21 protein-coding genes and 1 pseudogene are annotated in these 22658 nt (G+C 36.4%); 16 read left to right on the top strand and 6 right to left on the bottom strand.

The window, feature by feature from the left end; all coding sequences use genetic code 11:
- Positions 1 to 79: 79 nt before the first annotated feature.
- The 7 genes from C1A40_RS17485 to C1A40_RS17455 all read left to right on the top strand — a co-directional run bounded on the left by C1A40_RS17485 (position 80) and on the right by C1A40_RS17455 (position 10261).
- Positions 80 to 784: a toxin-antitoxin system YwqK family antitoxin gene (locus C1A40_RS17485; RefSeq protein ID WP_241910449.1), complete on the top strand. Its 705-nt coding sequence runs from the start codon at positions 80 to 82 to the stop codon at positions 782 to 784.
- 461 nt (positions 785 to 1245) lie between these two features.
- On the top strand, positions 1246 to 2433 hold the full coding sequence (mnmA, locus tag C1A40_RS17480) for a tRNA 2-thiouridine(34) synthase MnmA (RefSeq protein WP_102996997.1): 1188 nt from the start codon (positions 1246 to 1248) through the stop codon (positions 2431 to 2433).
- Between the two features lie 10 nt (positions 2434 to 2443).
- A complete protein-coding gene (locus tag C1A40_RS17475; protein ID WP_102997262.1) occupies positions 2444 to 3388 on the top strand; it encodes an NAD(P)H-dependent flavin oxidoreductase in 945 nt (314 codons plus the stop codon).
- A 530-nt stretch (positions 3389 to 3918) separates the two neighbouring features.
- Positions 3919 to 7941: an Ig-like domain-containing protein gene (locus C1A40_RS17470; protein ID WP_102996996.1), complete on the top strand. Its 4023-nt coding sequence runs from the start codon at positions 3919 to 3921 to the stop codon at positions 7939 to 7941.
- A 127-nt stretch (positions 7942 to 8068) separates the two neighbouring features.
- Entirely contained in the window at positions 8069 to 9451 is a 1383-nt protein-coding gene (locus C1A40_RS17465; protein WP_102996995.1) for an MATE family efflux transporter, read from the top strand.
- 3 nt (positions 9452 to 9454) lie between these two features.
- A complete protein-coding gene (locus C1A40_RS17460) occupies positions 9455 to 9682 on the top strand; it encodes a hypothetical protein (RefSeq protein ID WP_102996994.1) in 228 nt (75 codons plus the stop codon).
- 6 nt (positions 9683 to 9688) lie between these two features.
- A complete protein-coding gene (locus C1A40_RS17455) occupies positions 9689 to 10261 on the top strand; it encodes a phosphatase PAP2 family protein (protein WP_102996993.1) in 573 nt (190 codons plus the stop codon).
- Here C1A40_RS17455 and meaB read toward each other — a convergent pair.
- The gene (gene meaB / locus C1A40_RS17450; protein ID WP_102996992.1) at positions 10258 to 11334 is read right to left on the bottom strand and encodes a methylmalonyl Co-A mutase-associated GTPase MeaB; all 1077 of its coding nucleotides are present in this window, start codon (positions 11332 to 11334) and stop codon (positions 10258 to 10260) included. The two genes, C1A40_RS17455 and meaB, sit on opposite strands and share 4 nt — an antisense overlap.
- 48 nt (positions 11335 to 11382) lie before the next feature.
- Positions 11383 to 11937: a DUF2911 domain-containing protein gene (locus C1A40_RS17445; RefSeq protein WP_102996991.1), complete on the bottom strand. Its 555-nt coding sequence runs from the start codon at positions 11935 to 11937 to the stop codon at positions 11383 to 11385.
- Between the two features lie 171 nt (positions 11938 to 12108).
- Here C1A40_RS17445 and C1A40_RS17440 point away from each other — a divergent pair, with 171 nt between their 5' ends.
- The 3 genes from C1A40_RS17440 to C1A40_RS17430 are packed head-to-tail and all read left to right on the top strand — an operon-like array spanning position 12109 to position 14666.
- Positions 12109 to 12660, top strand: a complete 552-nt coding sequence (locus tag C1A40_RS17440; RefSeq protein WP_102996990.1) for an RNA polymerase sigma factor — start codon at positions 12109 to 12111, stop codon at positions 12658 to 12660.
- Positions 12644 to 13225: a hypothetical protein gene (locus C1A40_RS17435; RefSeq protein WP_102996989.1), complete on the top strand. Its 582-nt coding sequence runs from the start codon at positions 12644 to 12646 to the stop codon at positions 13223 to 13225. Before C1A40_RS17440 ends, C1A40_RS17435 begins: the two co-directional genes overlap by 17 nt.
- Positions 13226 to 13235: 10 nt before the next feature.
- The gene (locus tag C1A40_RS17430; protein WP_158651406.1) at positions 13236 to 14666 is read left to right on the top strand and encodes a DUF4097 family beta strand repeat-containing protein; all 1431 of its coding nucleotides are present in this window, start codon (positions 13236 to 13238) and stop codon (positions 14664 to 14666) included.
- Positions 14667 to 14682: 16 nt separating this feature from the next.
- Here the strand turns inward: C1A40_RS17430 and miaA are convergent, their stop codons facing one another.
- Positions 14683 to 15609 carry a tRNA (adenosine(37)-N6)-dimethylallyltransferase MiaA gene (gene miaA / locus C1A40_RS17425; RefSeq protein WP_102997261.1) on the bottom strand — a complete coding sequence of 309 codons (927 nt, stop codon included), beginning with the start codon at positions 15607 to 15609 and terminating at the stop codon, positions 14683 to 14685.
- Between the two features lie 237 nt (positions 15610 to 15846).
- On the opposite strand from miaA, the gene C1A40_RS17420 reads away from it, so the two are divergent.
- Entirely contained in the window at positions 15847 to 16056 is a 210-nt protein-coding gene (locus tag C1A40_RS17420) for a helix-turn-helix domain-containing protein (protein ID WP_102996987.1), read from the top strand.
- A gap of 85 nt (positions 16057 to 16141) precedes the next feature.
- Positions 16142 to 16666, top strand: coding sequence for a type IIL restriction-modification enzyme MmeI (locus tag C1A40_RS17415; protein ID WP_199287727.1), 525 nt, complete (start codon positions 16142 to 16144; stop codon positions 16664 to 16666).
- Positions 16667 to 16671: 5 nt separating this feature from the next.
- Here the strand turns inward: C1A40_RS17415 and C1A40_RS17410 are convergent, their stop codons facing one another.
- Positions 16672 to 17868, bottom strand: a complete 1197-nt coding sequence (locus tag C1A40_RS17410) for an IS256 family transposase (protein WP_102996472.1) — start codon at positions 17866 to 17868, stop codon at positions 16672 to 16674.
- A gap of 70 nt (positions 17869 to 17938) precedes the next feature.
- Here C1A40_RS17410 and C1A40_RS17405 point away from each other — a divergent pair.
- A pseudogene (locus tag C1A40_RS17405) lies at positions 17939 to 18178 on the top strand (type IIL restriction-modification enzyme MmeI); the annotation flags it as partial.
- Positions 18179 to 18204: 26 nt separating this feature from the next.
- Here the strand turns inward: C1A40_RS17405 and C1A40_RS17400 are convergent.
- Positions 18205 to 18807 (bottom strand): IS1595 family transposase, encoded by a 603-nt coding sequence (locus tag C1A40_RS17400; RefSeq protein ID WP_277871410.1) that lies wholly within the window; start codon positions 18805 to 18807, stop codon positions 18205 to 18207.
- 12 nt (positions 18808 to 18819) lie between these two features.
- Complete coding sequence (locus tag C1A40_RS18825; RefSeq protein WP_422395609.1) at positions 18820 to 19107, bottom strand: transposase; 288 nt, start codon at positions 19105 to 19107, stop codon at positions 18820 to 18822.
- Positions 19108 to 19452: 345 nt separating this feature from the next.
- Between C1A40_RS18825 and C1A40_RS17390 the strand changes: the two genes are divergently transcribed.
- From C1A40_RS17390 to C1A40_RS17380, 3 genes are read left to right on the top strand one after another with little or no spacing between them, the layout of a single operon-like run.
- Positions 19453 to 20379, top strand: coding sequence for an ABC transporter ATP-binding protein (locus C1A40_RS17390; protein ID WP_102996985.1), 927 nt, complete (start codon positions 19453 to 19455; stop codon positions 20377 to 20379).
- A 6-nt stretch (positions 20380 to 20385) separates the two neighbouring features.
- Positions 20386 to 21699 (top strand): ABC transporter permease, encoded by a 1314-nt coding sequence (locus C1A40_RS17385; RefSeq protein ID WP_102996984.1) that lies wholly within the window; start codon positions 20386 to 20388, stop codon positions 21697 to 21699.
- Positions 21700 to 21701: 2 nt separating this feature from the next.
- The gene (locus C1A40_RS17380) at positions 21702 to 22631 is read left to right on the top strand and encodes a mechanosensitive ion channel family protein (RefSeq protein WP_102997260.1); all 930 of its coding nucleotides are present in this window, start codon (positions 21702 to 21704) and stop codon (positions 22629 to 22631) included.
- Positions 22632 to 22658 lie beyond the last annotated feature (27 nt).

The raw sequence follows: 22658 nt of genomic DNA, 5'->3' as shown, positions 1-22658 counted from the left end.
TAGATATGTGTTAATTGAATAATACAAGAGTTGAAATATTTACAATTGTAATTCCGAGAAAGCGATAAAAAAGATAAAAATGAAAAAGATATTTAGTGTATGCTTCGTGTTTTTCGTGAGCAGTTTTATGTGGTCGCAAGACATTAATCAGTTCGATGCCAATGGTAAGCGTCATGGCATTTGGAAAAAGAATTTTGACAATACCAACATAGTAAGATATGAAGGCGCATTTAATCATGGGAAAGAGACCGGTTTATTTAAATTTTACACGAATTATAAAAACAAAGCGATTTTAAGTGCTACTAAATTGTTTGATGAAAAAACGGGTATTGCCGATGTTAAGTTTTTGACTTCAAACGGCAAAGTGATTAGTGAAGGTCAAATGAACGGTAAGGCGCATATTGGAACTTGGAAATACTATCAAAAACATTCTGATAAAATACTAACCTTAGAAACTTATGATAGTACTGGGGAATTAGTTGGCGAGCGTTTGGTGTATTTCCCTAATGGTAAAGTTGCTGAAAGAAAGAATTATGTTAATGGGAAATTAGAAGGTAAGGCCTATTCGTATACAGAAAAGGGTGTTGTCCTATCTGAAAGTCATTATGAAAATGGTGAGTTCCATGGACCGTATAAATCGTATGATACTAAAGGCCAATTGGTATCGGAAGGTGTTTTTAAAAGAGGAAAAAAAGAAGGTATTTGGAAATTCTATAGAAATGGAAAATTAACTGATGAAAAGAATTTTTCCTATGTACCTAAACGCACAAAAAAAACTCCTTAGACTTTTAAGGAGCTCTTTTTTTATAGACAACTATTGCAGGAAGGAAAGAATGAAATATTGTCTACAAACTAACAAACCAAAACTAACTAAACTAACTTTTCTTTTTAAATAGAAGGTGTTTCTTATCTATTGAGATATTTTTATAAACGCTTCCTTAATTTTTAGGAGCGTTTTTTGTGTTTCATTTTTGTAATTAGAACGTATAATTCAAATCGGTATTCTAAATGTAATGAAAAACGTTTTATTTTCCTACCTAAAATGAATTAATTTCATTTGAGGTGCTTTGATTTTTCTTACTGATTTCCTATAAATATATTAATAAATATATGAATTCACAAAATTTTTTATAATTTTTTTGTTAAAACGTTAAAAATAATCGGTGTTTGTTATGTTTGGTGTAAAGTCTAAGTAAAAAACATCTTTTAATTATATGTATCTTTGTGCCCTAATTTTTTCTAAGAATGAAACGAGTTATTATTGGACTTTCAGGAGGTGTAGATTCTAGCGTTGCTGCTTACTTATTAAAGGAGCAAGGTTATGAGGTTATTGGTTTGTTTATGAAAAACTGGCACGACGATTCGGTAACCATTTCTAATGAATGTCCTTGGTTAGATGATAGCAATGATGCGATGTTAGTTGCTGAAAAATTGGGTATTCCGTTTCAAACGGTCGATTTAAGCGAACAATATAAAGAGCGCATTGTAGACTATATGTTTCATGAATATGAAAGAGGTCGTACACCAAATCCCGATGTGCTTTGTAACCGTGAAATTAAGTTTGATGTTTTTATGAAAATAGCCCTCGATCTAGGAGCTGATTATGTGGCTACAGGGCATTATTGTAGAAAGGGAACCATTCATAAAGAAGGTAAGGATATTTACCAATTATTAGCAGGAGTGGATGGGAATAAAGATCAGTCTTACTTTTTATGTCAGCTCTCCCAAGAACAATTAGCGAAATCACTTTTCCCCATAGGCGAATTAACTAAGCCTCAGGTGCGTGAAATTGCAACAAAGTTAGACCTGGTTACTGCCGATAAAAAAGATTCTCAAGGTCTTTGTTTTATTGGAAAAGTAAAGCTTCCAGATTTCCTTCAGCAACAACTTAAACCTAAAGAAGGTGTCATAGTTGAAATTTCGAGTGATCAAAGTTTATATCAGGTTAATACACCAGATTTTAATTCTGAAGAGGAAAAATTAGCCTTCTTATCCCGTAAAATCGAATATAAAAAAGACCTAGGTAAAATTGTAGGTAAACATCAAGGGGCTCATTATTTTACAAAAGGGCAGCGCAAAGGATTGGGCGTAGGTGGTACAGTAGAACCGCTTTTTGTTATTGATACCGATGTTGAAGAAAATGTGATTTATACCGGGCAAGGGAAGGAACATCCAGGCCTGTATAAAAAAGCATTGTTTGTTAGCAACGATGAATTGCATTGGGTGCGTGAAGATTTGGCTTTACAAACAGGCGAGACGCTTGCAGTTAAAGCCAGAATCCGTTACCGACAAGCGCTTGAAAACGCAACACTTCATAAAGTGGATACTGGGCTATACGTATCTTTTGAAAACTTTCAGTCGGCCATTACCGAAGGGCAATTTGTGGCTTGGTATTTAGAGGATGAACTTGTAGGTTCTGGTGTTATTGCTTAAGTTAAAAAATATGACCAATCGGATTACACAATTATTCAATATAAAATATCCAATCGTTCAAGCAGGAATGGTATGGAATAGCGGCTGGCGCTTAGCTTCAGCGGCTAGTAATTCTGGCATTTTAGGTCTGCTTGGGGCGGGGTCTATGTATCCAGAAGTGCTACGCGAGCACATTCAGAAATGTAAAAAAGCGACTAACAAACCTTTTGGTGTCAACGTACCGATGCTATATCCGAATATTCAAGAAATTATGAATATTATTGTTGATGAAGGTGTGAAAATTGTTTTTACCTCGGCTGGTAATCCTAAAACATGGACCGCCTGGTTACAAGAACGTGGCATTACCGTGGTACATGTAGTTAGTAGCGTAAAATTTGCACTTAAAGCTCAAGAAGCCGGTGTTGATGCTGTTGTTGCAGAAGGTTTTGAAGCTGGGGGCCACAACGGAAGGGATGAAACCACCACGCTAACCCTTATTCCTATGGTTAAAGAACAATTAAACATTCCATTAATAGCTGCAGGTGGTATTGCTACAGGAAGCGCCATGTTGGCTACCATGATTTTAGGTGCCGATGGCGTGCAAATCGGCAGTCGTTTTGTGGCTAGTGAAGAAAGTTCAGCCCATAAAGCCTTTAAACAAGCGGTAGTTGATGCCAAGGAAGGCGATACACAATTAACCCTTAAAGAACTGGCTCCCGTGAGACTCATTAAAAATCAATTTTATAATCAGGTTCAAGATTTATATAAATTGTCTCCATCTGTTGATGATTTGAAAGCCTTACTCGGAAGGGGGCGTGCTAAAAAAGGCATGTTTGAAGGTGATTTAGTGGAGGGCGAATTGGAAATCGGACAAATTTCTGGACTTATTCATGATGTCAAGCCTGTTTCTGAAATAGTCGCTAACATTATAGCCGAATATGAATTGGCAAAAAAGGAACTGCCTAATCTTTTTTAATCAAAATTAATTTAGCTTCCTAAATGGAATACCGTTGCCATTTTCATAATTTTTAAGTGGAATGAAATACTTTGCGAAGTTTGTTATAACAACTTCTATTTTGGTTGCCTAATATGCTCATTTTCTTTGATATAATCCCTAAATGTAGTCCTGAAAATGTTATGTAATATGTCATGAGAATTACTTTTTAGGTGTTTTTTCTTTCAAATTAGGATTTTGTTTTTCCTGTACGATACAGTTTTTACACCCTTTTTTCTAGATTTTTACTCAATTATCATAGTTTAACTATAGTTGAACAGCTTGTAAGTTGTTGATTTTAGGTGGTTTATGTGCTTGTTTAGTTTATGTCTAGTTGGTTTTTAGTGCAGTTTTGTTTCTTCAAGTAACTGTGTTTATATATTGCAACTATCCAATTACGAATATTTTAAAAATACATATGTAATGCTAATGAATTGCTAATTAAATGTGTGTTAATTTTTGTATTCGATAATAAAACCAACAATAACTAAAACTAAAACTCAGAACTATTTATGCAACTTTTTACTAGAAAAAGTGCACTAGCCTCAACTTTTACCTTAATTGGAATGAGCCTATTTGCACAGGTTGATGTCGATGTCAATCTTAACATGAAACACTCCGTTGATGGAGAATCGCGATTCGGACGTGAACGACGTATGACGATTCACTCTTCCTTACCCGAAGGTGACTGGACAGGTCATGAAGACAAACTAAACTACTTAATTAACGACCTAGACGTTTACTTTGGTCGCGAAACAGGTTCTGCAACCTGGAAAATGCACTATGTGGAAGAAGACCCCAATAAACCTGGTTGGGCGAATGAAGAGCAGATGGCTGTACATGGAAATGGTTTAAAAAAATGGTACGAATCTGAAGACTTTGCCAATCGTCATCAATACGAAGGTAAATCTCATATGATTATGGGGGTTAACGACCACACACCTATGTATCCTAATTTATCATGGCATCCCGGTTTTGGTAAAGGTGCAGGCGGCTGGTTTGTAAAAGATACCGATGCAGCGGCAGACTGGGTAGCTAAATATTTGGCAAATTATTATGCCGAAACTCCTGGACAAATTGGTGAAGAAATGCCAACCTATTGGGAAATTTATAATGAGCCCGATATGAATTACATGAATCCATCATTTGGTATGATTGTTTCCAGTATGGAGAAAAACTGGGAATATCACAAACTTGTCGCTCAGGAAGTCCGTGCAAAATTAGGTGCTAACGCTCCTAAAATTGGAGGTATGTGTTTAGGGCAACTCGATTTTTACAAACAAGATGGTATTCCAAGTAGAACCGATGGTCAATTTTGGTACGATAATTCTAGTGCAGAGGCTAATTTATTGTACGACAACATGCTATCGGGTATAGGAAGCGGCATTCCTAACCCTGGAGTAGGTAAAGCCGTTTGGCCAAAAGCTTGGGAAAACAGAACTAAAGATTGGTGGCAATGGGATTATATGTACCAAGGCTTTATTGATTATACAGGTGCCGATATGGATTTTTACGGTGTACACTTATATGATTGGCCGCAGGAAGATCCACAAAGAGACAAAGCCAATACACGTTCTGGAGGTCATGTAGAGGCTATGTTAGATTTATTTGAATGGTATGATAATGAATTATTTGGACAAAAAAAGGATATCGTCATGTCTGAATTTGGTACTGTTAACTCAGGAATGATAAACAAACCAGCGTGGCGCGATGGAAAACGCGACTGGCTATACATTAAACCTTTTAACCAAATGATGATGCAATTTTTAGAGCGTCCTTCGCATGTGGTTTATAGCATGCCTTTTGCGCCTGTAAAAGCAACTTGGGGCGCTTTTTTTGAAGGTAATAATGTGGTACGTTATGACGGAGCAACACTTATGGAGCCTAAAGGATCTTGGACGGGAGACCCTAGTACTTGGACCATGAACGAACCTACTGGTGGTTGGGAATGGAGTGGTATTATTCACTTTTTTGAATTATGGAAAGATGTTGAAGGTACACGTATTGATACTAAAGCGAGTGATATTGATGTACAGGTAGATGCCTATGTAAATGGCAAACACGTTTATGTGATTTTAAATAACGCCATAGATGATAATAAATCGATAAACTTAAACACGTTTGGTTTAGCGGGTAATAACATTGAAAACGTAGAGCTACGTCATATTTTCAAAGGTGATGCGGGTTACACGCAATATACGGTTGCCAATATGACTGCCGCACCGGCTCAAGTGACACTAAAACCAAACTCTACTATAGTTTTAGATTATACCTTTACAAATAATGTGGTTATCGATCAAGAATCGGAAGAAACAAAGTACATGAGTGCGCCATTAGCTGGAAATGCGAAAAACGATCGTGGTACACAATTGTGTCATACAGCGTCTACCCCAAGTATAACAGCAACGGTTTCTGGTGTAGTAAAACCAACACATGGGGAAGCCATTATTAGAGTTGGAGGATTTTTTCCAAATCCTAACGATGGAAATCCTGGTATGAAAATTAAAAAACTTACCGTAAACGGAAATGACGTTATTGTACAAGCCGATAATTTTATTGCCAATACACGTGGATATGGATTAGGAAACTTTAAAGGGGCTTGGTTTGGTGTTTTAGAATTAGAATGTCCAATTGAGTATCTACAAGATGGCAATAACACGGTAACTTTTGAAAGATATCAAGCGGCTGAGTTTACAACTTTAATGATTCAGGTTTTCGATATGACTACCGATCCGGGTAGAACAAATGGCGGATCTACGATTACTGGGCTTGCTTTTAATTCAGCTACTGAAGATGTTATGAATGGAGAAACTTTAGGGTTAGCACCAATTTTTACGCCTGAAGATGCTTCAGATAAAGGTTTAACTTGGACCTCTTCTAACGAAGCTGTGGCTACTGTAGATGAAAATGGCGTGGTAACAGCAGTTGCCGATTCAGGAAGCACAGTAATTACTGCTACAAGTACGGCTGATAACTCGATTGCGGCTACCATCACTATTAATGCTATGCCTTATCAAGCTTCATCGGTAACAGCTATGTCTATAATTGAAGGTGATGCCCTAACCGTAGCGCATTATACAAATACCGATTTGAATATAGAATTTACACCGACACCTACCGTGGCACCAGAAGTGGAGTGGACAACTTCCGATGATAGTGTTGTGGAAATTGTTTCTAACGGAACCATTATTGGTAAAAAAGTAGGTGAAACAGCAACAATTACAGCGACTGTAAAAGGAACTACTATTAAAGATGACATTGTTGTTACCGTTGGTATTGCAGGACAAGAAACCATTTTCTGTGATGCGTTACCAACTAATTTTGATGCCACTACTAATATCGACTTTACGGCAAACGTTAATATCGATGGAGCTCGTGAGTTATATATAGCATTAGTTAAAGGTGCCGATGTTTTAGCGAGTAACACCATAAATTTAAATGCTCAAGGCTTAGAAACGGTTCCAGTGTCTTTCACCTTAGCCAATGCACCAGCACCAGGTACGGGCTATAAATTACGTGCGGAATTGACAAATGGAACCACAATCATAGCGACATGTGATAATGACATAACGATTAATCAGCCTACAACGATAAGCAGTATAACGGTTTCTCCAAGTTCTGCTTATGCGGTTACGTCGGATGCTATTCAATTATCTGCAACGGTTTTACCAGCAGATGCTAGTAATAAAACCGTTAATTGGACGACTTCTAATGCTAATATCGCTACCGTTGATGCTAACGGACTAGTTACAGCCATTACAAGTGGAACAGTTACCATTACTGCTACGGCCGTGGATGGTGGTTTACAGGATGCAAGTGTCATTACTTTTGTTGATCCTAGCAGCAGTTTAATTATTGAAGCTGAAGATTTAACCTCTACAAGCGGTACAGAAGATGATAGCTCTTGGGGAGGTCCAGGCTTAGGGTTTAGAGTAAATGGCGATTGGATTGATTACGGAAACTCGGGAGATTGGGCAGAGTACCAGGTTAATATTCCTGAATCAGGATTTTATCAAGTGACTTACCATTATGCAACTCCAGGAAGTAATACTGAAATTACGGGAACTATAAATGGTATCGATTTTTCAACCGACACTTTTGAAACTACTGGTGCATGGACAACCCCAGGAACACATATCGCATGTGCTCCTCTACAGGTTAACGCCGGAACCCAAACTTTTAAAGTAACGGCTTCAGGATCTGATGTGTGGCAATGGAATTTAGATAAAATTGAACTTATCAAAGTACCTAGTGATTATGCAATAGGTATGCCTTGCGGCGGATCATTATCAGTGGATGAGGTTCAGAATAAAGCGATTAGATTTTACCCGAACCCAGCCTCAGATGTGTTAAATATTACAAACCTAAAGGGTTACGAAAAAATTTCACTTTATGACTTCACAGGTAGATTTATAGGGAAGCTAGAAGCTAGCGGAACAATAAATATTAGTCATATTCCTTCTGGAGTGTATTTAATTCATATTGTAGGAAATCAAACAACTTTTTCAAAAACATTAATTGTTAGTCGTGATTAATTTTTTATTTCGGAGATTTTAATAGAATCTTTTTAGGGTGATGATGAAAATATCGAGGGTGAAAGCCTTCGGTATTTTTTTGTTTTATGGCCACTTTTTTACCATAAAATAGGGCTACTTTTGCAATATGAATTTATCGCAGTACACCAAAGAGTTTAAATATAATTGGCAACTTGCCTCTCCAGTGATGTTGGGGATGCTTGGTCATACCTTTGTGAGTTTTGTAGATAATATCATGGTAGGGCAATTGGGTACAGCCGAATTAGCAGCCGTTTCTTTAGGGAATAGTTTTATGTTTATTGCCATGTCTTTGGGAATCGGATTTTCAACAGCAATAACGCCTGTGGTTGCAGAATCGGATGCCGCGAACAATTTTAAAGAAGGGAAATCGGCCTTTAAAAATGGCTTGTTTTTATGTACAGTTATTGGTGTTATCCTTTTTTTTATCGTTTATTTCGCTAAACCCCTCATGTACTTCATGAAGCAACCTGTAGAGGTGGTCGAGCTAGCCATTCCATATTTGGATTTGGTGGCCGTGTCTTTAATTCCCTTGGTGATATTTCAAGGGTTTAAACAATTTAGCGATGGGATGTCCATGACACGATACCCCATGTATGCGACCTTAGTGGGCAATGTGGTTAATATTGTATTAAATTATGTCTTAATTTTTGGAAAGTTTGGCTTTCCGGAGTTGGGAATTGTTGGAGCGGCCTACGGAACTTTAGTGTCTCGAATTCTTATGGTATGGTACATCTGGTACTTACTTAAAGGAAAAGAAAAATCGAAAGCCTTTGTTACAAATATCAAGTTTTTTGTACTAGATAAATTAATGATTAAAAAGCTGCTGCATCTAGGTTCTCCTAGTGCCATGCAAATGTTTTTTGAAGTAGCTATTTTTACGGCAGCCATTTGGTTAAGCGGATTACTAGGGAAAAACCCCCAGGCAGCCAATCAAATTGCTTTAAACTTAAGTTCGATGACCTTTATGGTGGCTACCGGTTTGAGTGTAGCGGCTATGATTCGAGTTGGAAATCAAAAGGGATTAAAAGCTTATTTTGAACTGCGTCGCATTGCCTTTTCATTGTTTCTAATGGGGACGCTGTTAGCCGTTTTATTTGCTTTATTTTTCTCTGTATTTCATGAGTATCTGCCTAAAATATATGTCGATTTTGACGATGCTAAAAACCTGGCCGATAATAAAGAGGTGGTTGGTATTGCTTCCAAATTATTAATTGCAGCAGCCATATTTCAAATTAGCGACAGTATTCAAGTGCTTGTATTAGGGGCTTTACGTGGGTTGCAGGATGTGAAAATTCCAACACTAATAACTTTTATTTCCTATTGGTTGGTAGGGTTCCCTATAAGTTGGTTTTTAGGTAAAGAAGAGGCTTATGGGAGTTTTGGAATTTGGATCGGACTTCTTGCCGGATTAACCACCGCTGCGATTTTATTGTATATAAGGTTTAATTATTTAACGAAAAGGTTAATTTTGTCAAACAACAAATCATAAAAAATGAGTCTTCCAAAATTTATTCTAGGTGATAATACCGAATTTCCTGATGCGATCTATGTTATTCATACCGAATTTCCGCGTTTCATTATAAATCTTGAAAATGATGAAGTGGAATGGTTTGAAGATTTTGATGTTGAAGACCAAAAAGAATTGGCCAGTGAAACCGAGTTAGCCATTAAATTGGCCACCGATTTTTATGATAGTGAAGTCGCTAAATACGAAGAATAACATTTTATGACGATTGACGAATTACTAAAGTACGACACCGAGCTTTTCTTATATCTAAACAATTTAGGGTCTGAAACCTGGGATCAGCTCTGGTTACTCATTACAGACGAACTTACGTTTATTCCGCTGTATGCCATTTTATTGTATTTGATTTATAAAAAACTGGGTTTAAAATCATTATTAATTCTCGTTGTTGTTATTGCTTTAATGATCACTTTTACAGATCAAATAACCAATGTGTTTAAACGTGGCTTTGAGCGTTTGCGTCCTTGTAGAGAACCTAGTATTGCCGATCAGGTGCGTTTTATTGCCGTTCGGTGTGGTAAATATGGATTTTTCTCTGGCCATGCCTCAAACTCTATGGCAGCCGCTATTTTTGCCGGGTTAATGTTAAAACCTTATTACAAATATTTGATAGGCATTCTAATAGTTTGGAGTTTTATTGTAGCCTATAGTAGAATTTATGTTGGCGTGCATTATCCTTTAGACTTGTTATGCGGATTAACCTTTGGGGGTTTTGGAGGTACTTTGTTTTATGTCATAGCACAGTTTTTGCTTAAGCGCTATGCTAGAGATTAATGCTTTAGTTTCAAAAGATATTCTGCAGCTGCAAAAGGCGTTGTTTTATTAAGGTCGAGAAGTTGCAACTGTTCTTTCAAAGCCGCTTTTATTTCTGGTTTATTGAAGAAATCTGCTTTTAATTGAGATTCAATCGTTTGAATGAGCCAATACTTATTTTGTTCATGGCGCTTTTCATTGAAGTAATGGTTAGCTGAAGTGATTTGAACATAGTCTAAAACCTGCTGCCAAATCGCATCAATACCTACTTTATTCAAAGCACTACAAAGACTAACTTGGGGTTGCCATTCCGATTTATTATTGGGGTAGAGGTGTAGCGCATTTTTAAAATCGGTTTGCGCTACTTTAGCTTTTTTGAGGTTGTCACCATCGGCCTTATTAATGGCTATGGCATCGGCCATTTCAATGATGCCTCGTTTTATGCCTTGCAGCTCATCACCAGCCCCTGGAAGTTTCAGTAATAAAAAGAAATCGACCATACTATGCACGGTAGTTTCACTTTGTCCCACTCCTACGGTTTCAATAATTACCACATCAAAACCAGCGGCTTCACACAAAACAATAGACTCCCGGGTTTTTCTTGCTACACCACCTAATGAGTTGCCCGAAGCAGACGGTCTAATAAAAACATTTTTATTTTTTACTAAATCCTCCATGCGGGTTTTATCTCCTAAAATACTGCCTTTAGTAATGCTGCTACTGGGGTCTATGGCGAGTACAGCAATGCGTTTACCCTGCCGACTTAAGTGATGGCCAAAAGCTTCAATAAACGTGCTTTTCCCTACGCCAGGAACGCCAGTAATACCAATTCGGATCGATTTATTAGCCTTGGGCAAACAGGCTTTTGTAATGGCACTTGCCTGAGCTGTATGTTTTGGATGTTCGCTTTCAACGATGGTAATGGCACGACTAAGGGCTGATATGTTTTTGTTAAGAAGACTCGAAATTAAATCATCAACATCAATGGTTTTGTTGCGTCTGGATTTAAAGCGCTCTATGGCCTCGGGGTTTGTGATTTCAGAAATTGAAACCCCTTCATTTTCTTGAATGGATGTTTTTTTAGGTTTAGACACGCCAATAGTTTGTCTAAAAGTAACATTTTTTTCTGTGGGAAGAATACTCTATTTCAATGGCAAGGCGATTTTTACATCATCCCAAGCCATGGTTAAAAAGAGGTTGTCGGTAGAATTATCAAAAGCGATGGTAAACTGTTCTACCGTATTATCTAATTTTTGAACTGGAACTTCGGTAGTGATCACATCGTAATTGGGATCCCACATAGGTTGCATTTCAGCATTTACACCCCATTTGTATTGTTTAGAATTGAATATTACGGTCCAAGTAGAGTCTTTTGGTACCGTCCATAAGGTATATTTTCCTGGTGGTAATGGCATGCCGTTAATTTCAAGGTTTTCATTGGTTTCAAAAGTGGTCGCTTCGTTTGCTCCCGTACGCCAAACTTGATTGTAAGGAACCAAGGCTCCAAAAATTTCACGGTTCTTCTTAAAAGGTCTATTGTAAAAAATTTCTAATTCTAAATCGTTTAATTTAAATTCCACAGTGTCTTTCGGACTTAAACGAGGTGCGAAAATATTTTCAACAAAAACAGAATATAAAAATAATCCTAAAGCTACCAATGATAAGAGTATTAGGACGCGTTTTAAAAAGGTGTTCATAGATAGACTTTTAGGGTATAAAGATATATTAATTGGGATGACTACTAAAATGCAAACGCAGATTTATTTAGCTTTGTTATAAATCGGCAAAAAAAGTAAACGCTTTTTGCAACACTCCCCATTTTTTATCGTCTTTAATATGAACTAATCAAATAACAAAGTAGCATTAGCATGTTTCATATTGATATTATTGAACAGTGCAAAAAAAATAACCGTAAGGCTCAAATGCAGTTGTACAACCAGTACTGCGATGGTATGTATATTGTAGCTAAACGGTTTTTAAAAGATGCTGCCGATGCCGAAGATGTTGTACAAGAAGCATTTATAAATGCCTTTACAAAACTTCATCAATACAATGCAGAAGTGACTTTTGGCGCTTGGTTAAAACGTATTGTTGTTAATAAAAGTATCGATTTAATTAAAGCTAGAAAAGCCGATTTTGTGGCTTTAGATGAGGTGCACCTCAAAGTCGTCGATACCGAAAAAGACAGCAAATGGTTGGTTGACGAGGCGATTACATTATCTGATGTAAAAACAGCCATAGAAAAATTACCAGACAAATATCAATATGTTGTGATGCTTTTTTTAGTAGAAGGCTACGACCATCAAGAGATTTCCGAAATATTGGGCATTTCTCAGGTGGCCTCTAGAACACAATTATCAAGAGGAAAAGTGAAGTTACAAGAATTATTAAAACTTAAAAAAAATGGCGCGAGATATTAAAGACCTGTTTAAAGATCATGTAGTTAGCAATGAACGAATGCCTGAGAATCATCAAGTCAGGTTTCTAGAAAAGCTAAACAAAGCCTTGCCGAAGCAACCTAAGCCGAATCGGTTTTTAGGACTTAAAATAGCAGCGAGTATCGTGGTGCTCTTGGGGTTGACTTTTGGACTTTTTAAGTTTTTCAATGGTGGCGAAAATACCGTGCCTGTTCAAGTAGCACATACCAAACCTGTTGAAACGAAGACTTTAGGCGATATTTCTCCCGGACTTAAAAAAGTGGAAGATTATTACTTAGCGAGTATCAATTTGGAACTCTCAAAAATGACTTATACCGATGAAACCAAAGAATTGGTAGATAGTTATTTAGAGCAAATTGATGCTTTAGATAAAGCTTATCAAGATTTGTTTTTAGAGTTTACGGAAGAAGGTCCTAGTGAATTGACCATAAATGCTTTAATCGATAATTTGAAATTGCGATTAAACCTATTGTACCGGTTGAAGGGTCAACTGAAGGATTTACAAAGTGCTGAGACTAAAAAGGATGCCTTGCAGCAACACATTTAAAAATCAAAAAATGAACAGAATTATAAAACATAGAATTGTAATCATGTTGTGCTTGTTTCTAACAGGAAACCTGTTTGCACAACAAAAATTAACCAAAGTATCTCAAGCGATTAAAGTCAATAAAGATGTTAAAATCGATTTGAACACCAGTCATTGTAACATTGTTTTTGATACTTGGAATAGGGATACCGTTGAAATTGAAGCTTATATTGAAGGCGATCAACTTAGCGCTGAAGATTTACAAAAAGCTTTAAAGGCTTGGCATATTGATGTCGATGCCTCTACAGATCAAGTGCGTATTATTACAAAAGGTAGCGGACCTCAGGTTTGGGTGGTAAATACCACAGCCTATGAAGACGATGAAGCTGTTGAAGCCATTATTAAGGAGTTAAAATATGAATTGGCTGATATTCCAGATGTAGATATTCACGTTGAAGTGCCACTAGCTCCCGATGCGCCTATGCCTCCTGGGTTTCCCGAGATGCCTCAATTACCAGAATTGCCGGAACTTCCGGAGCTTCCAGAATTGCCTGAAGGTGTTACCGATGTGCGTTTTGATTACGAAGCGTATAAAAAGGAAGGTGATAAGTATTTAGATAAATATTCAAAGAAAATTGAACTGAAGTATGGCGATGACTTTGCGAAAAAAATGGAAGCCTGGGGCGAACGCCTTGCCAAGCAATTGGAGAGTCAAACCGCTAGGATAGAGGCACAGCAAAAAAGAGCGGAAGCGATGCAAGCCAGACGATTGGCCGAAAGGGCAAGAATGCATGCCACACAAACCGAAGAGCGTATTTTATTGCAAGAAGATAGACAGCGAAAAATAGAACGCATGGTTAAAAGTCACGGCGATGCCAAAGTGAAAAGGACGATTAAAATAAAAATGCCTAAAAACTCAAAGTTAAAAGTGAAAGTAAAATATGGTGAAATTGAATTTGCCGATAATGTAGAAAATTTAAAAGCAGATTTAGATTATACCAAACTTAAAGCACAAGGTATTGATGGGAGTTTAACTTCCATCAGTGCTTCTTATTCGCCAATTAATATCGCCAACTGGAATGCTGGCGCCTTGCAATTAAATTATGTAGATAAAGCAGAATTACATGCGGTGAATCACCTGACTTTAAATTTAAACTCTTCAAAAATCACCATTGATAATTTGATGAAAAGCGCTGTGATTGATGGAAATATTGGCGATTTGAAAATTTTAAATATTAGTGATAAGTTTTCTAGCCTTAATGTGATCCTTCAAAACTCAAATGCCAAAATAAAACTACCAGAAACTGCATGTCATTTCCAGTATAAAGGCACACGATCTCGCTTTTCGCATCCTAAAAAATCGGCTAAAGAAAACCTTTCTACTTTTTCAACAGGGTCACTGGATAGCGGAAAAAGTATCGTGGTTAATGCGAAGTTTAGCACGGTAGGGATGGAGGAGTAGCCCCATCAATAGATGTTTATTCTAGAGTTTCAACCTGTGTCTTTTCTATAGCTTTAAGAATTGCATCTAAAGGATCCAAATAATCAAACCACAAAGTTTCTTCATTGCGTTTAAACCAAGTCAATTGGCGTTTTGCAAAGCGGCGTGAATTTTTTTTGATTTCTGAAACTGCAAAATCTAAAGGCCATTCTCCATTTAGATAATTGAATATTTCCTTGTAACCTACCGTGTTTAAAGCGTTTAAGTTTTGATATTCTTGTAAACGTTTCACTTCTTCTAGTAAACCTTGTGCCATCATAATATCCACACGTTTATTGATACGGTCGTAGATAATTTCACGATTTGCAGTTAAGCCAACGGTTATGGTGTTGAAGTGTCTTTTTTCTTTGCCTTTATTTAAAAATGACGAATACGGTTTGTTGGTTCCAATACAAATTTCTAAGGCTCTAATCACGCGGTGCGGATTGTCAATCACGATGGTGTTGTAGCTTTTTAGATCTAAGTCTTTGAGTTTGTTTTGTAACGTTTCTAAGCCTTCTTTTTCAAGTGTTTTATTGAGATTTTCTCGGATACTGGGATCGACTTCGGGAAAATAATCCAAGCCTTTAGTTACAGCATCAACATATAAGCCTGAGCCACCAACCATAATCACAACATCGTGTTTTTGGAATAAATCATCTAGACAACCTAAAGCCTCTTTTTCGAAAGCGCCAACATTGTAATTTTCTTGAATGGATTTATGCTGAATAAAATGATGAGGTGCAGCGGCAAGTTCGTCGGGAGTAGGAGCCGCGGTTCCGATACTCATTTCTTTGAAAAACTGACGTGAATCGGCCGAAATGATTTCGGTATGAAAATGTTGCGCGAGCTTAATGCTTAACGTCGTTTTTCCTATGGCCGTAGGTCCAACAACAGCAATTAAATATTTGGCTTTTGAATTGATGACGCTTGAGTTTAAATATTTTGTAAAGTTATATTGAAAAAGGGATTGCACAAAGGTTTCGAGATAAAATATCTTGTGCTATTTTAGGTTCTATATCGTTATAACCCACGTTAACAAACCAAGTTAATGATAATTCCTTAGTTCAGAGTATCTGAACAGAATGGTAATTTTTATACACATAAAATGAGTATTCTTGAAAACTTCCCTACCTTAGTGCATTGAATAAATAAGTTTAAAGTGAATCGAATAAAAGAGGTTTTGGACAAAAAAGGGATTAAGCAAATTTGGTTGTCCGAACAATTAGGGAAGAGTTATAATATGGTTCATTCCTATGCTCAAAACAAAAGGCAACCGAGTATTGAAAATCTGTACAAGATTGCAGAGATTCTAAATGTTGATATTAAGGAATTGCTGATTTCTAACAAAACCGATCAAAACACGAAATGAAACAAGCAAAGGGAATAATGAATTTTAAACGAATCTTATTTAGCGCGTTCCACGTGACCGCTAAAAAACAAATAAATAAGGACACTTGAAATCCACTGAAATACAACATAACGTTCAGAACGTAATCAACAACTTCTCAAAAGAAGATTTTGTATTCGATTTATTGCTTGCCTATGGCATATCGAAAACTTCGGTAACCCGATTAAAAAAAGGTGATTATAATTTATCTAAGATTGCTGGAGAAGTTCTTTATAAAAAGAAAATTTACTTTAAAGTAGAAGCAACCGATAAACTGCTAAGTAGCATTGACGCTATTACAAAAGAAGAACGCATCTTAAAACACAAACCAAGATTTGCTATTCTTACCGACTACAAACAAATTGTTGCCAAAGACTTACGTTTAGGTAAAAATTTAGATGTAGAAATAAAGGACCTCCCAAATTATTTCGACTTCTTTTTACCTTTAGCAGGCAGCGAGGTTTACCATGCAAGCAATGATAATGAAGCCGATAGAAACGCGTCTTACAAAATGGCTTCGTTGTACGATTTGTTAATTGAGGAAAATCGACACTATCCCGTAAAGTGTGTAAGTTATAAATCGAGGGTTTAGCTTTTTTAAAGTTGAACCCTTTTTTCAAATATAGTTAAAAACTGGTTTAAAATAATGCCCCAGTTCCTAATAGGCATCGACCATTTTTTGGTAGCCTCTCTAAGGGCTAAAAAAGTGGACTTCATAACAGCCTCATCTGTTGGGAATGAGAGCTTGTTTTTAGTGTACTTTCTGATTTTTCCATTAAGGTTTTCAATAAGGTTGGTAGTGTAAATGATTTTTCTAATTTCAACAGGAAATTCATAAAAAGCAGTAAGCTCATCCCAGTTTTCTCTCCAGCTTTTAATAGCATAAGAGTACTTGTGTTCCCATTTCTGAGCAAAGTCCTCTAGAGCAGCTTTTGCTGCGTTTTTGGTGGGTGCATCATAGATATTCTTCATGTCTTTTGCAAATTCCTTCTTGTCTTTCCAAACAACATAGCGACAAGCGTTACGAATCTGATGTACCACGCAAATTTGGGTTTTAGATTCAGGAAAAACATTTTTAATGGTGTCGGTGAAACCGTTAAGATTATCTGTGGCCGTGATAAGCAAATCCTGAACGCCTCTGGCTTTCATATCGGTTAGTACACTCATCCAAAAGGCTGCCGATTCATTCTTACCCAGCCAAAGTCCTAAGACTTCCTTTTTACCATCTCTGCGGAGTCCAACGGCGATGTACATGGTTTTGTTAATGACTTTAGAGTTCTCCCGAACCTTAAATACAATACCATCCATCCAAGTAATTAAATATACGGGCTCCAGGGGTCTGTTTTGCCAAGCAATAATATCATTGGTAACTTTATCTGTGATACGTGATATGGTAGATGTAGATACATCAAAATCGTAAACTTCTCGGATTTGCTCTTCAATATCAGAATTACTCATACCCTTGGCATAAAGGCTGATAATGACGTTTTCTATGCCGTCAACCATGTTTGTGCGTTTAGGAACCAGCATAGGGTTAAAAGAAGCTTCTCGGTCTCTGGGAACTTTAATATTAGTCTCTCCTAAAGCTGTTTTTATCCTTTTAGATCCATAGCCGTTACGGGTATTGCTATTATTGGATTGCTGATGTTTCTCATAGTCTAAATGAGCGTCAAGTTCTCCTTCTAGCATCTTTTCAATACCTCGCTTTTGGATGGATTTTAGAAAAGAGGTTAGTTCGTCTCCTGTTTTGAACTGTTTTAAAAAATCGTCGTTTAGAAAATCTTCTTTCTTCATAAGTGTGTAAATTTTAAAATTAAACAAAAAATATCGAGGGTTGCAACCCTCGATATTTTTTGTTTACACACTTTATGAGATACTGCCGGAAAATCCAAATATTTATAATTCCAAAGAAAGTATTCATAATCTAAATATTTTCTTGTCTCGTTTGTTATTTTGTTTTTTTGCTGAAGACACAGAAATTTTTGAGCAGGACAGTATTTTTACCAATACCCTTGCGCAACACACCTCAGAAAACGGCAGTGATACACATACCTTTTTAGATGATTTATTCGACTACCTTGATACGCCTATAGAAAAAAGATTTTTACACTCCCCCTTTGGGGCGATTTCCTAGGTAACGGCAATTCTTGGTTCTTGTTGAATAATTCTAGTTATTAGAAGACTAAATAAATCCTCTTCTCTATTATTGAACTTGAAGGCGATTTCATCTAAATAGCTCTGTAAATGTTCAGGGCTTACTCGGTGATACTGACCCACAATAGCCCTTTTGATTGTTGTCCAGAAAGAATCCAATCTAGAAGTATTATATTTTCCTAATGACATTATGTTTTTTGAATGATTGAGCTTAACATGTTTTGCATGTGTCTTATGAAGCATTCTATAAGCTCCAAAACCATCTGTAACTACCTCGCTTGCTGTATCAATGTGCTTGTTTAGCAATGGTCTAATGGTTTTTGCATCAGCCTTATCAATCACTATAACTTTCACTAACCCTTCCCGCTGCATCATCCCAAGAACGGGCTTTTTGTGTTCCATTCCTCCAGGATAAATACCGAGTTCCTTTTTATAAGACTTACGCATATTAGTCATGCTTCCTCCAACATAGCTCTCATCTACCTCGACAATACCCTTTAATAGATCATCTGAATCAGAATACATAGCTTTTCGTATGCGTTTTTGCATATACCATGCTGTATTTTTGTTAACATTAATATCACGAGCAAGTTATAGTGAAGAAATCCTTTTTTTAGCATTAACAATTAAAAATATTGCTGCAAACCATTTGGGTAATGGTAATTTTGAAGCGTGCATTATAGTGTCTACCGTAACGCTAAAAGAACTATTACAGTCCCTGCACAAATGTCTATTTGAATTTTTTCGATTATGAATATGCATGCTTCCACAATGAGTGCAAACAGGCCCATTAGGCCAACGAATAGACTCAAGGTGCTCTATACACGCTTTCTGAGTACCAAAACGTGAGACGATTGAAAGTATTGATTCTTGTTCCATTTCTCTAAGATATATATTTTTTGCCATATTCTAGGAAATCGCCTTTTTAAGGGTGGGTTTTGTTTTTATAGCGAACGGTTTTTTCTTAATTTTAAAGGCAGTTTTAGAACTGCTTCCGCCAGTTTGTAATTGGTGGTTATCACGCAGCAATTTATAGTCGTTTTAAAATTATAATGGTTTTGGGCATATTTAAGAGGTATTCGCAAATAAATGAATTAAGACCCAGTGTTGTCAAAGTCATCATCGTAGGTAATTCCTAGTTTGTCCGATAAATAGCGTATAAATCCTATAAAAGCACGAGGTTACTTTTATACATTTAATATCTTTACCATCAAAAGTATATCTATGAGTAATTTATTAGAGGTTAATAAGGTCTCGAAGCATTTTGGAGACTTTAGAGCCTTAAATGATGTTTCTGTTTCGGTGCCCGAAGGCAGTATTTTTGGTTTATTAGGGCCAAATGGTGCGGGTAAAACCACCTTAATACGTATTGTAAATCAAATAACCATGCCAGATGAAGGAACGGTACATTTGGGAGGTGAATTACTCAATCAACATCATATTAAGGATATTGGGTATTTGCCAGAAGAGCGTGGTTTGTACAAATCGATGAAAGTAGGAGCGCAAGCGTTATACTTAGCACAACTTAAAGGTTTAAGCAAAACTGAAGCTAATAAACGACTTCATTATTGGTTTGAGCGCCTAGAAATTGGCGATTGGTGGAACAAAAAAATCCAAGAACTTTCTAAAGGGATGGCTCAAAAAATTCAATTTGTCGTGACCGTTTTACACCAACCAAAACTATTAATTTTTGATGAGCCATTTTCAGGTTTTGATCCTATAAATGCCAATTTAATTAAGGATGAAATTTTACGCTTGCGCGAAGAAGGTGCAACGGTCATCTTTTCAACCCATCGCATGGAATCTGTGGAAGAGCTTTGCGATGATATCGCCTTAATAAATAAGTCTAATAAAATTCTGGACGGTAAATTAGTAGATATCAAAAGAGCCTATAAAAGCAATACCTTTGAAGTGGGTATACGAGCGGAAGATAAGGAAAAACTAAGATTGGAATTGCATGATAAATTCAATGTGTCTAGAGCCCAATTTAAAACCCTTGATGACGAATTAAAATTGAATATTAAATTAGATAAGGAAGATAAACCAAACGACTTACTTAACTATTTAACTTCAAGAGGGGAAGTTTCTCATTTTGTAGAATTAATTCCTAGTGTTAACGATATTTTTATTCAAACCGTAAAGAATAACTAATTTTTTATGAACCACTTACCGCTAATTTTAAAACGCGAATACTTAACAAAAGTTAGAAATAAATCTTTTATTATCATGACTTTTTTGAGTCCGATAATATTTATCGCACTCATTGCCTTTGTGGCCTATCTCACTCAATTGAATAATGATAAAGTTCGTGTCATTTCTGTATTAGACGAATCAGAAACCGTTCAAAATGTATTTAAAAACACCGAGCATACAACCTATAATATTCTTCAAGGAATGTCGCTTGAAGATGCAAAAGCTTTGGTATTACAAACCGAAGGTACAGGGCTGTTACATATCCATCAGTTAGAAAATAAAACGATAGACTCACAACATATTACGTTTTATTCCGAAGAAGCACCTTCATTAAGTTTAATTTCAGAAATTGAAAATAAAGTTGAAAAGCGCCTAACAAATATCAAACTTCAGGAAAATGGGGTTGATGTTGAGATGATTAACAATTCAAAAGTAAAAATAACCATCGCTCAAGAAAGTTTTGAAGGTGAAAAAACTTCAAAAGTAGATAGTGTTATCAAACTCATTTTTGGAGGTGCTGCAGGTTACTTGTTGTTCATGTTTATTATTATTTATGGCAATATGATTATGCGTAGCGTTATAGAGGAGAAAACGAGCCGCATTATTGAAGTTATCATTTCCTCTGTAAAACCTATGCAACTTATGCTGGGAAAAATTTTAGGGACATCTTTAGCAGGCATCACGCAAGTGGTTATTTGGATTATATTTGGAGGTATTTTAACCATGGTGGCCTCCTTAGTTTTTGGCGTTGATATGGGTGAAATGCAAACACCACAGCAGCAAGTTATGCAACAAGCTATGGACCATCCAGAAGTAAGCTCGCAAGCACAAAATATTGCCAATGCTTTTTATCACTTACCTTTAACAAATTTAATAATAGCTTTTATTCTGTTTTTTATTGGAGGTTATTTATTTTACAGCTCGCTTTATGCTGCCATTGGAGCCGCTGTTGATAACGAAACCGATACTCAGCAGTTTATGATGCCTATTATAATGCCTTTAATATTAGCGGTATATATTGGTTTCTTTACGGTAATAGAGGATCCTCACGGAACGGTTTCAACCGTGTTTTCATTTATACCGTTAACATCGCCGGTAGTAATGCTTATGCGTATCCCTTTTGGTGTGCCCCTTTGGCAACAAATTTTGTCATTAACCTTATTAATTGCTACGTTTATTACTACAGTTTGGTTTGCTTCAAAAATTTATCGTGTAGGTATTTTGATGTATGGAAAAAAGCCAACTTACAAGGAGTTAATTAAATGGATTAAGTATTAATGATGCAACAAGATACAGCAGATCAAATAGAAAAAAGTGTAGAAGCCGTTAGCGAAACCATTACCGAAAGTAGTGTTTGGGCTAAAATTGTTGAGTTTCTAGAATTTAAAATCATCGATTTTTCATACGCGAGCGAAGGTGATACTCATGAGATTGTTTTAAAAGTGAAGTATGTGTTACTGGTTGCTATGGTTTTATTGGTAACAACCTATGTTTTACGTTGGATTAAAGGTGTTGTAACTAGAAAAATGCCGCCAGACGATAAAGTGAAATTCACCACAGTATTTTCATTTGCGCGTTGGTTAATATATATAATTGTTATCCTTGTTGTTTTCGATTCGATAGGGATTAATGTAACGGCCATTTTTGCAGCTTCAGCAGCGCTTTTAATTGGTATTGGTTTAGCCCTTCAAACTTTATTTCAAGATATTATTTCTGGCATCTTTATACTGGTAGATCAAACCGTCCATGTAGGAGATATTATTGAAATTGAAGGGAAAATTGGTCGTGTTGAAGAAATTAAATTACGAACTACTCGAGCGGTTACTATCGACAATAAGGTACTTGTGATACCTAATCATTTGTATTTAGAAAATATGCTTTTTAATTGGACCCAAAATGGCACGTTAACAAGAGAGTCTGTTAATGTTGGCGTGGCCTATGGAAGCGATGTTCAGTTGGTTAAAAAATTACTGCTACAGGCAGCAAGAACCCATGAATTGGTACTTAGTGAGCCAGAACCTTCGGTTGTTTTTATGGATTTTGGAGCCAGTTCTTTAGATTTTAAACTGGTATTTACTATAAATAATAGTTTTAGAGCCCAATTTCCTAAAAGTGATATCCGTTTCGAAATCGATAGGCTCTTTAGAGAACACAATGTGAGTATTCCTTTTCCACAACGTGATATTCATATCATTCAAAAACCACAATAAATATTGAATTTAATAATTGAATTAAAA

This window comes from Tamlana carrageenivorans, assembly GCF_002893765.1.
In the GTDB taxonomy this organism is placed as follows: domain Bacteria; phylum Bacteroidota; class Bacteroidia; order Flavobacteriales; family Flavobacteriaceae; genus Pseudotamlana; species Pseudotamlana carrageenivorans.
Note: the sequence above shows the minus strand (reverse complement) of the source record. Positions and strands in the feature narration are given on the sequence as shown.

What these genes read in the sequence shown, in the direction of transcription:
- C1A40_RS17435 (WP_102996989.1), top strand. Translation starts at nt 12,644, where the DNA reads ATGGCGCGAGATATTAAAGACCTGTTTAAAGATCATGTAGTTAGCAAT.
- C1A40_RS17465 (WP_102996995.1), top strand. Translation starts at nt 8,069, where the DNA reads ATGAATTTATCGCAGTACACCAAAGAGTTTAAATATAATTGGCAACTT.
- C1A40_RS18825 (WP_422395609.1), bottom strand. Translation starts at nt 19,107, where the DNA reads ATGGAACAAGAATCAATACTTTCAATCGTCTCACGTTTTGGTACTCAG.
- C1A40_RS17470 (WP_102996996.1), top strand. Translation starts at nt 3,919, where the DNA reads ATGCAACTTTTTACTAGAAAAAGTGCACTAGCCTCAACTTTTACCTTA.
- C1A40_RS17390 (WP_102996985.1), top strand. Translation starts at nt 19,453, where the DNA reads ATGAGTAATTTATTAGAGGTTAATAAGGTCTCGAAGCATTTTGGAGAC.
- C1A40_RS17455 (WP_102996993.1), top strand. Translation starts at nt 9,689, where the DNA reads ATGACGATTGACGAATTACTAAAGTACGACACCGAGCTTTTCTTATAT.
- C1A40_RS17475 (WP_102997262.1), top strand. Translation starts at nt 2,444, where the DNA reads ATGACCAATCGGATTACACAATTATTCAATATAAAATATCCAATCGTT.
- C1A40_RS17440 (WP_102996990.1), top strand. Translation starts at nt 12,109, where the DNA reads ATGTTTCATATTGATATTATTGAACAGTGCAAAAAAAATAACCGTAAG.
- C1A40_RS17485 (WP_241910449.1), top strand. Translation starts at nt 80, where the DNA reads ATGAAAAAGATATTTAGTGTATGCTTCGTGTTTTTCGTGAGCAGTTTT.
- C1A40_RS17385 (WP_102996984.1), top strand. Translation starts at nt 20,386, where the DNA reads ATGAACCACTTACCGCTAATTTTAAAACGCGAATACTTAACAAAAGTT.
- C1A40_RS17460 (WP_102996994.1), top strand. Translation starts at nt 9,455, where the DNA reads ATGAGTCTTCCAAAATTTATTCTAGGTGATAATACCGAATTTCCTGAT.
- C1A40_RS17380 (WP_102997260.1), top strand. Translation starts at nt 21,702, where the DNA reads ATGCAACAAGATACAGCAGATCAAATAGAAAAAAGTGTAGAAGCCGTT.
- C1A40_RS17430 (WP_158651406.1), top strand. Translation starts at nt 13,236, where the DNA reads ATGAACAGAATTATAAAACATAGAATTGTAATCATGTTGTGCTTGTTT.
- C1A40_RS17410 (WP_102996472.1), bottom strand. Translation starts at nt 17,868, where the DNA reads ATGAAGAAAGAAGATTTTCTAAACGACGATTTTTTAAAACAGTTCAAA.
- C1A40_RS17445 (WP_102996991.1), bottom strand. Translation starts at nt 11,937, where the DNA reads ATGAACACCTTTTTAAAACGCGTCCTAATACTCTTATCATTGGTAGCT.
- mnmA (WP_102996997.1), top strand. Translation starts at nt 1,246, where the DNA reads ATGAAACGAGTTATTATTGGACTTTCAGGAGGTGTAGATTCTAGCGTT.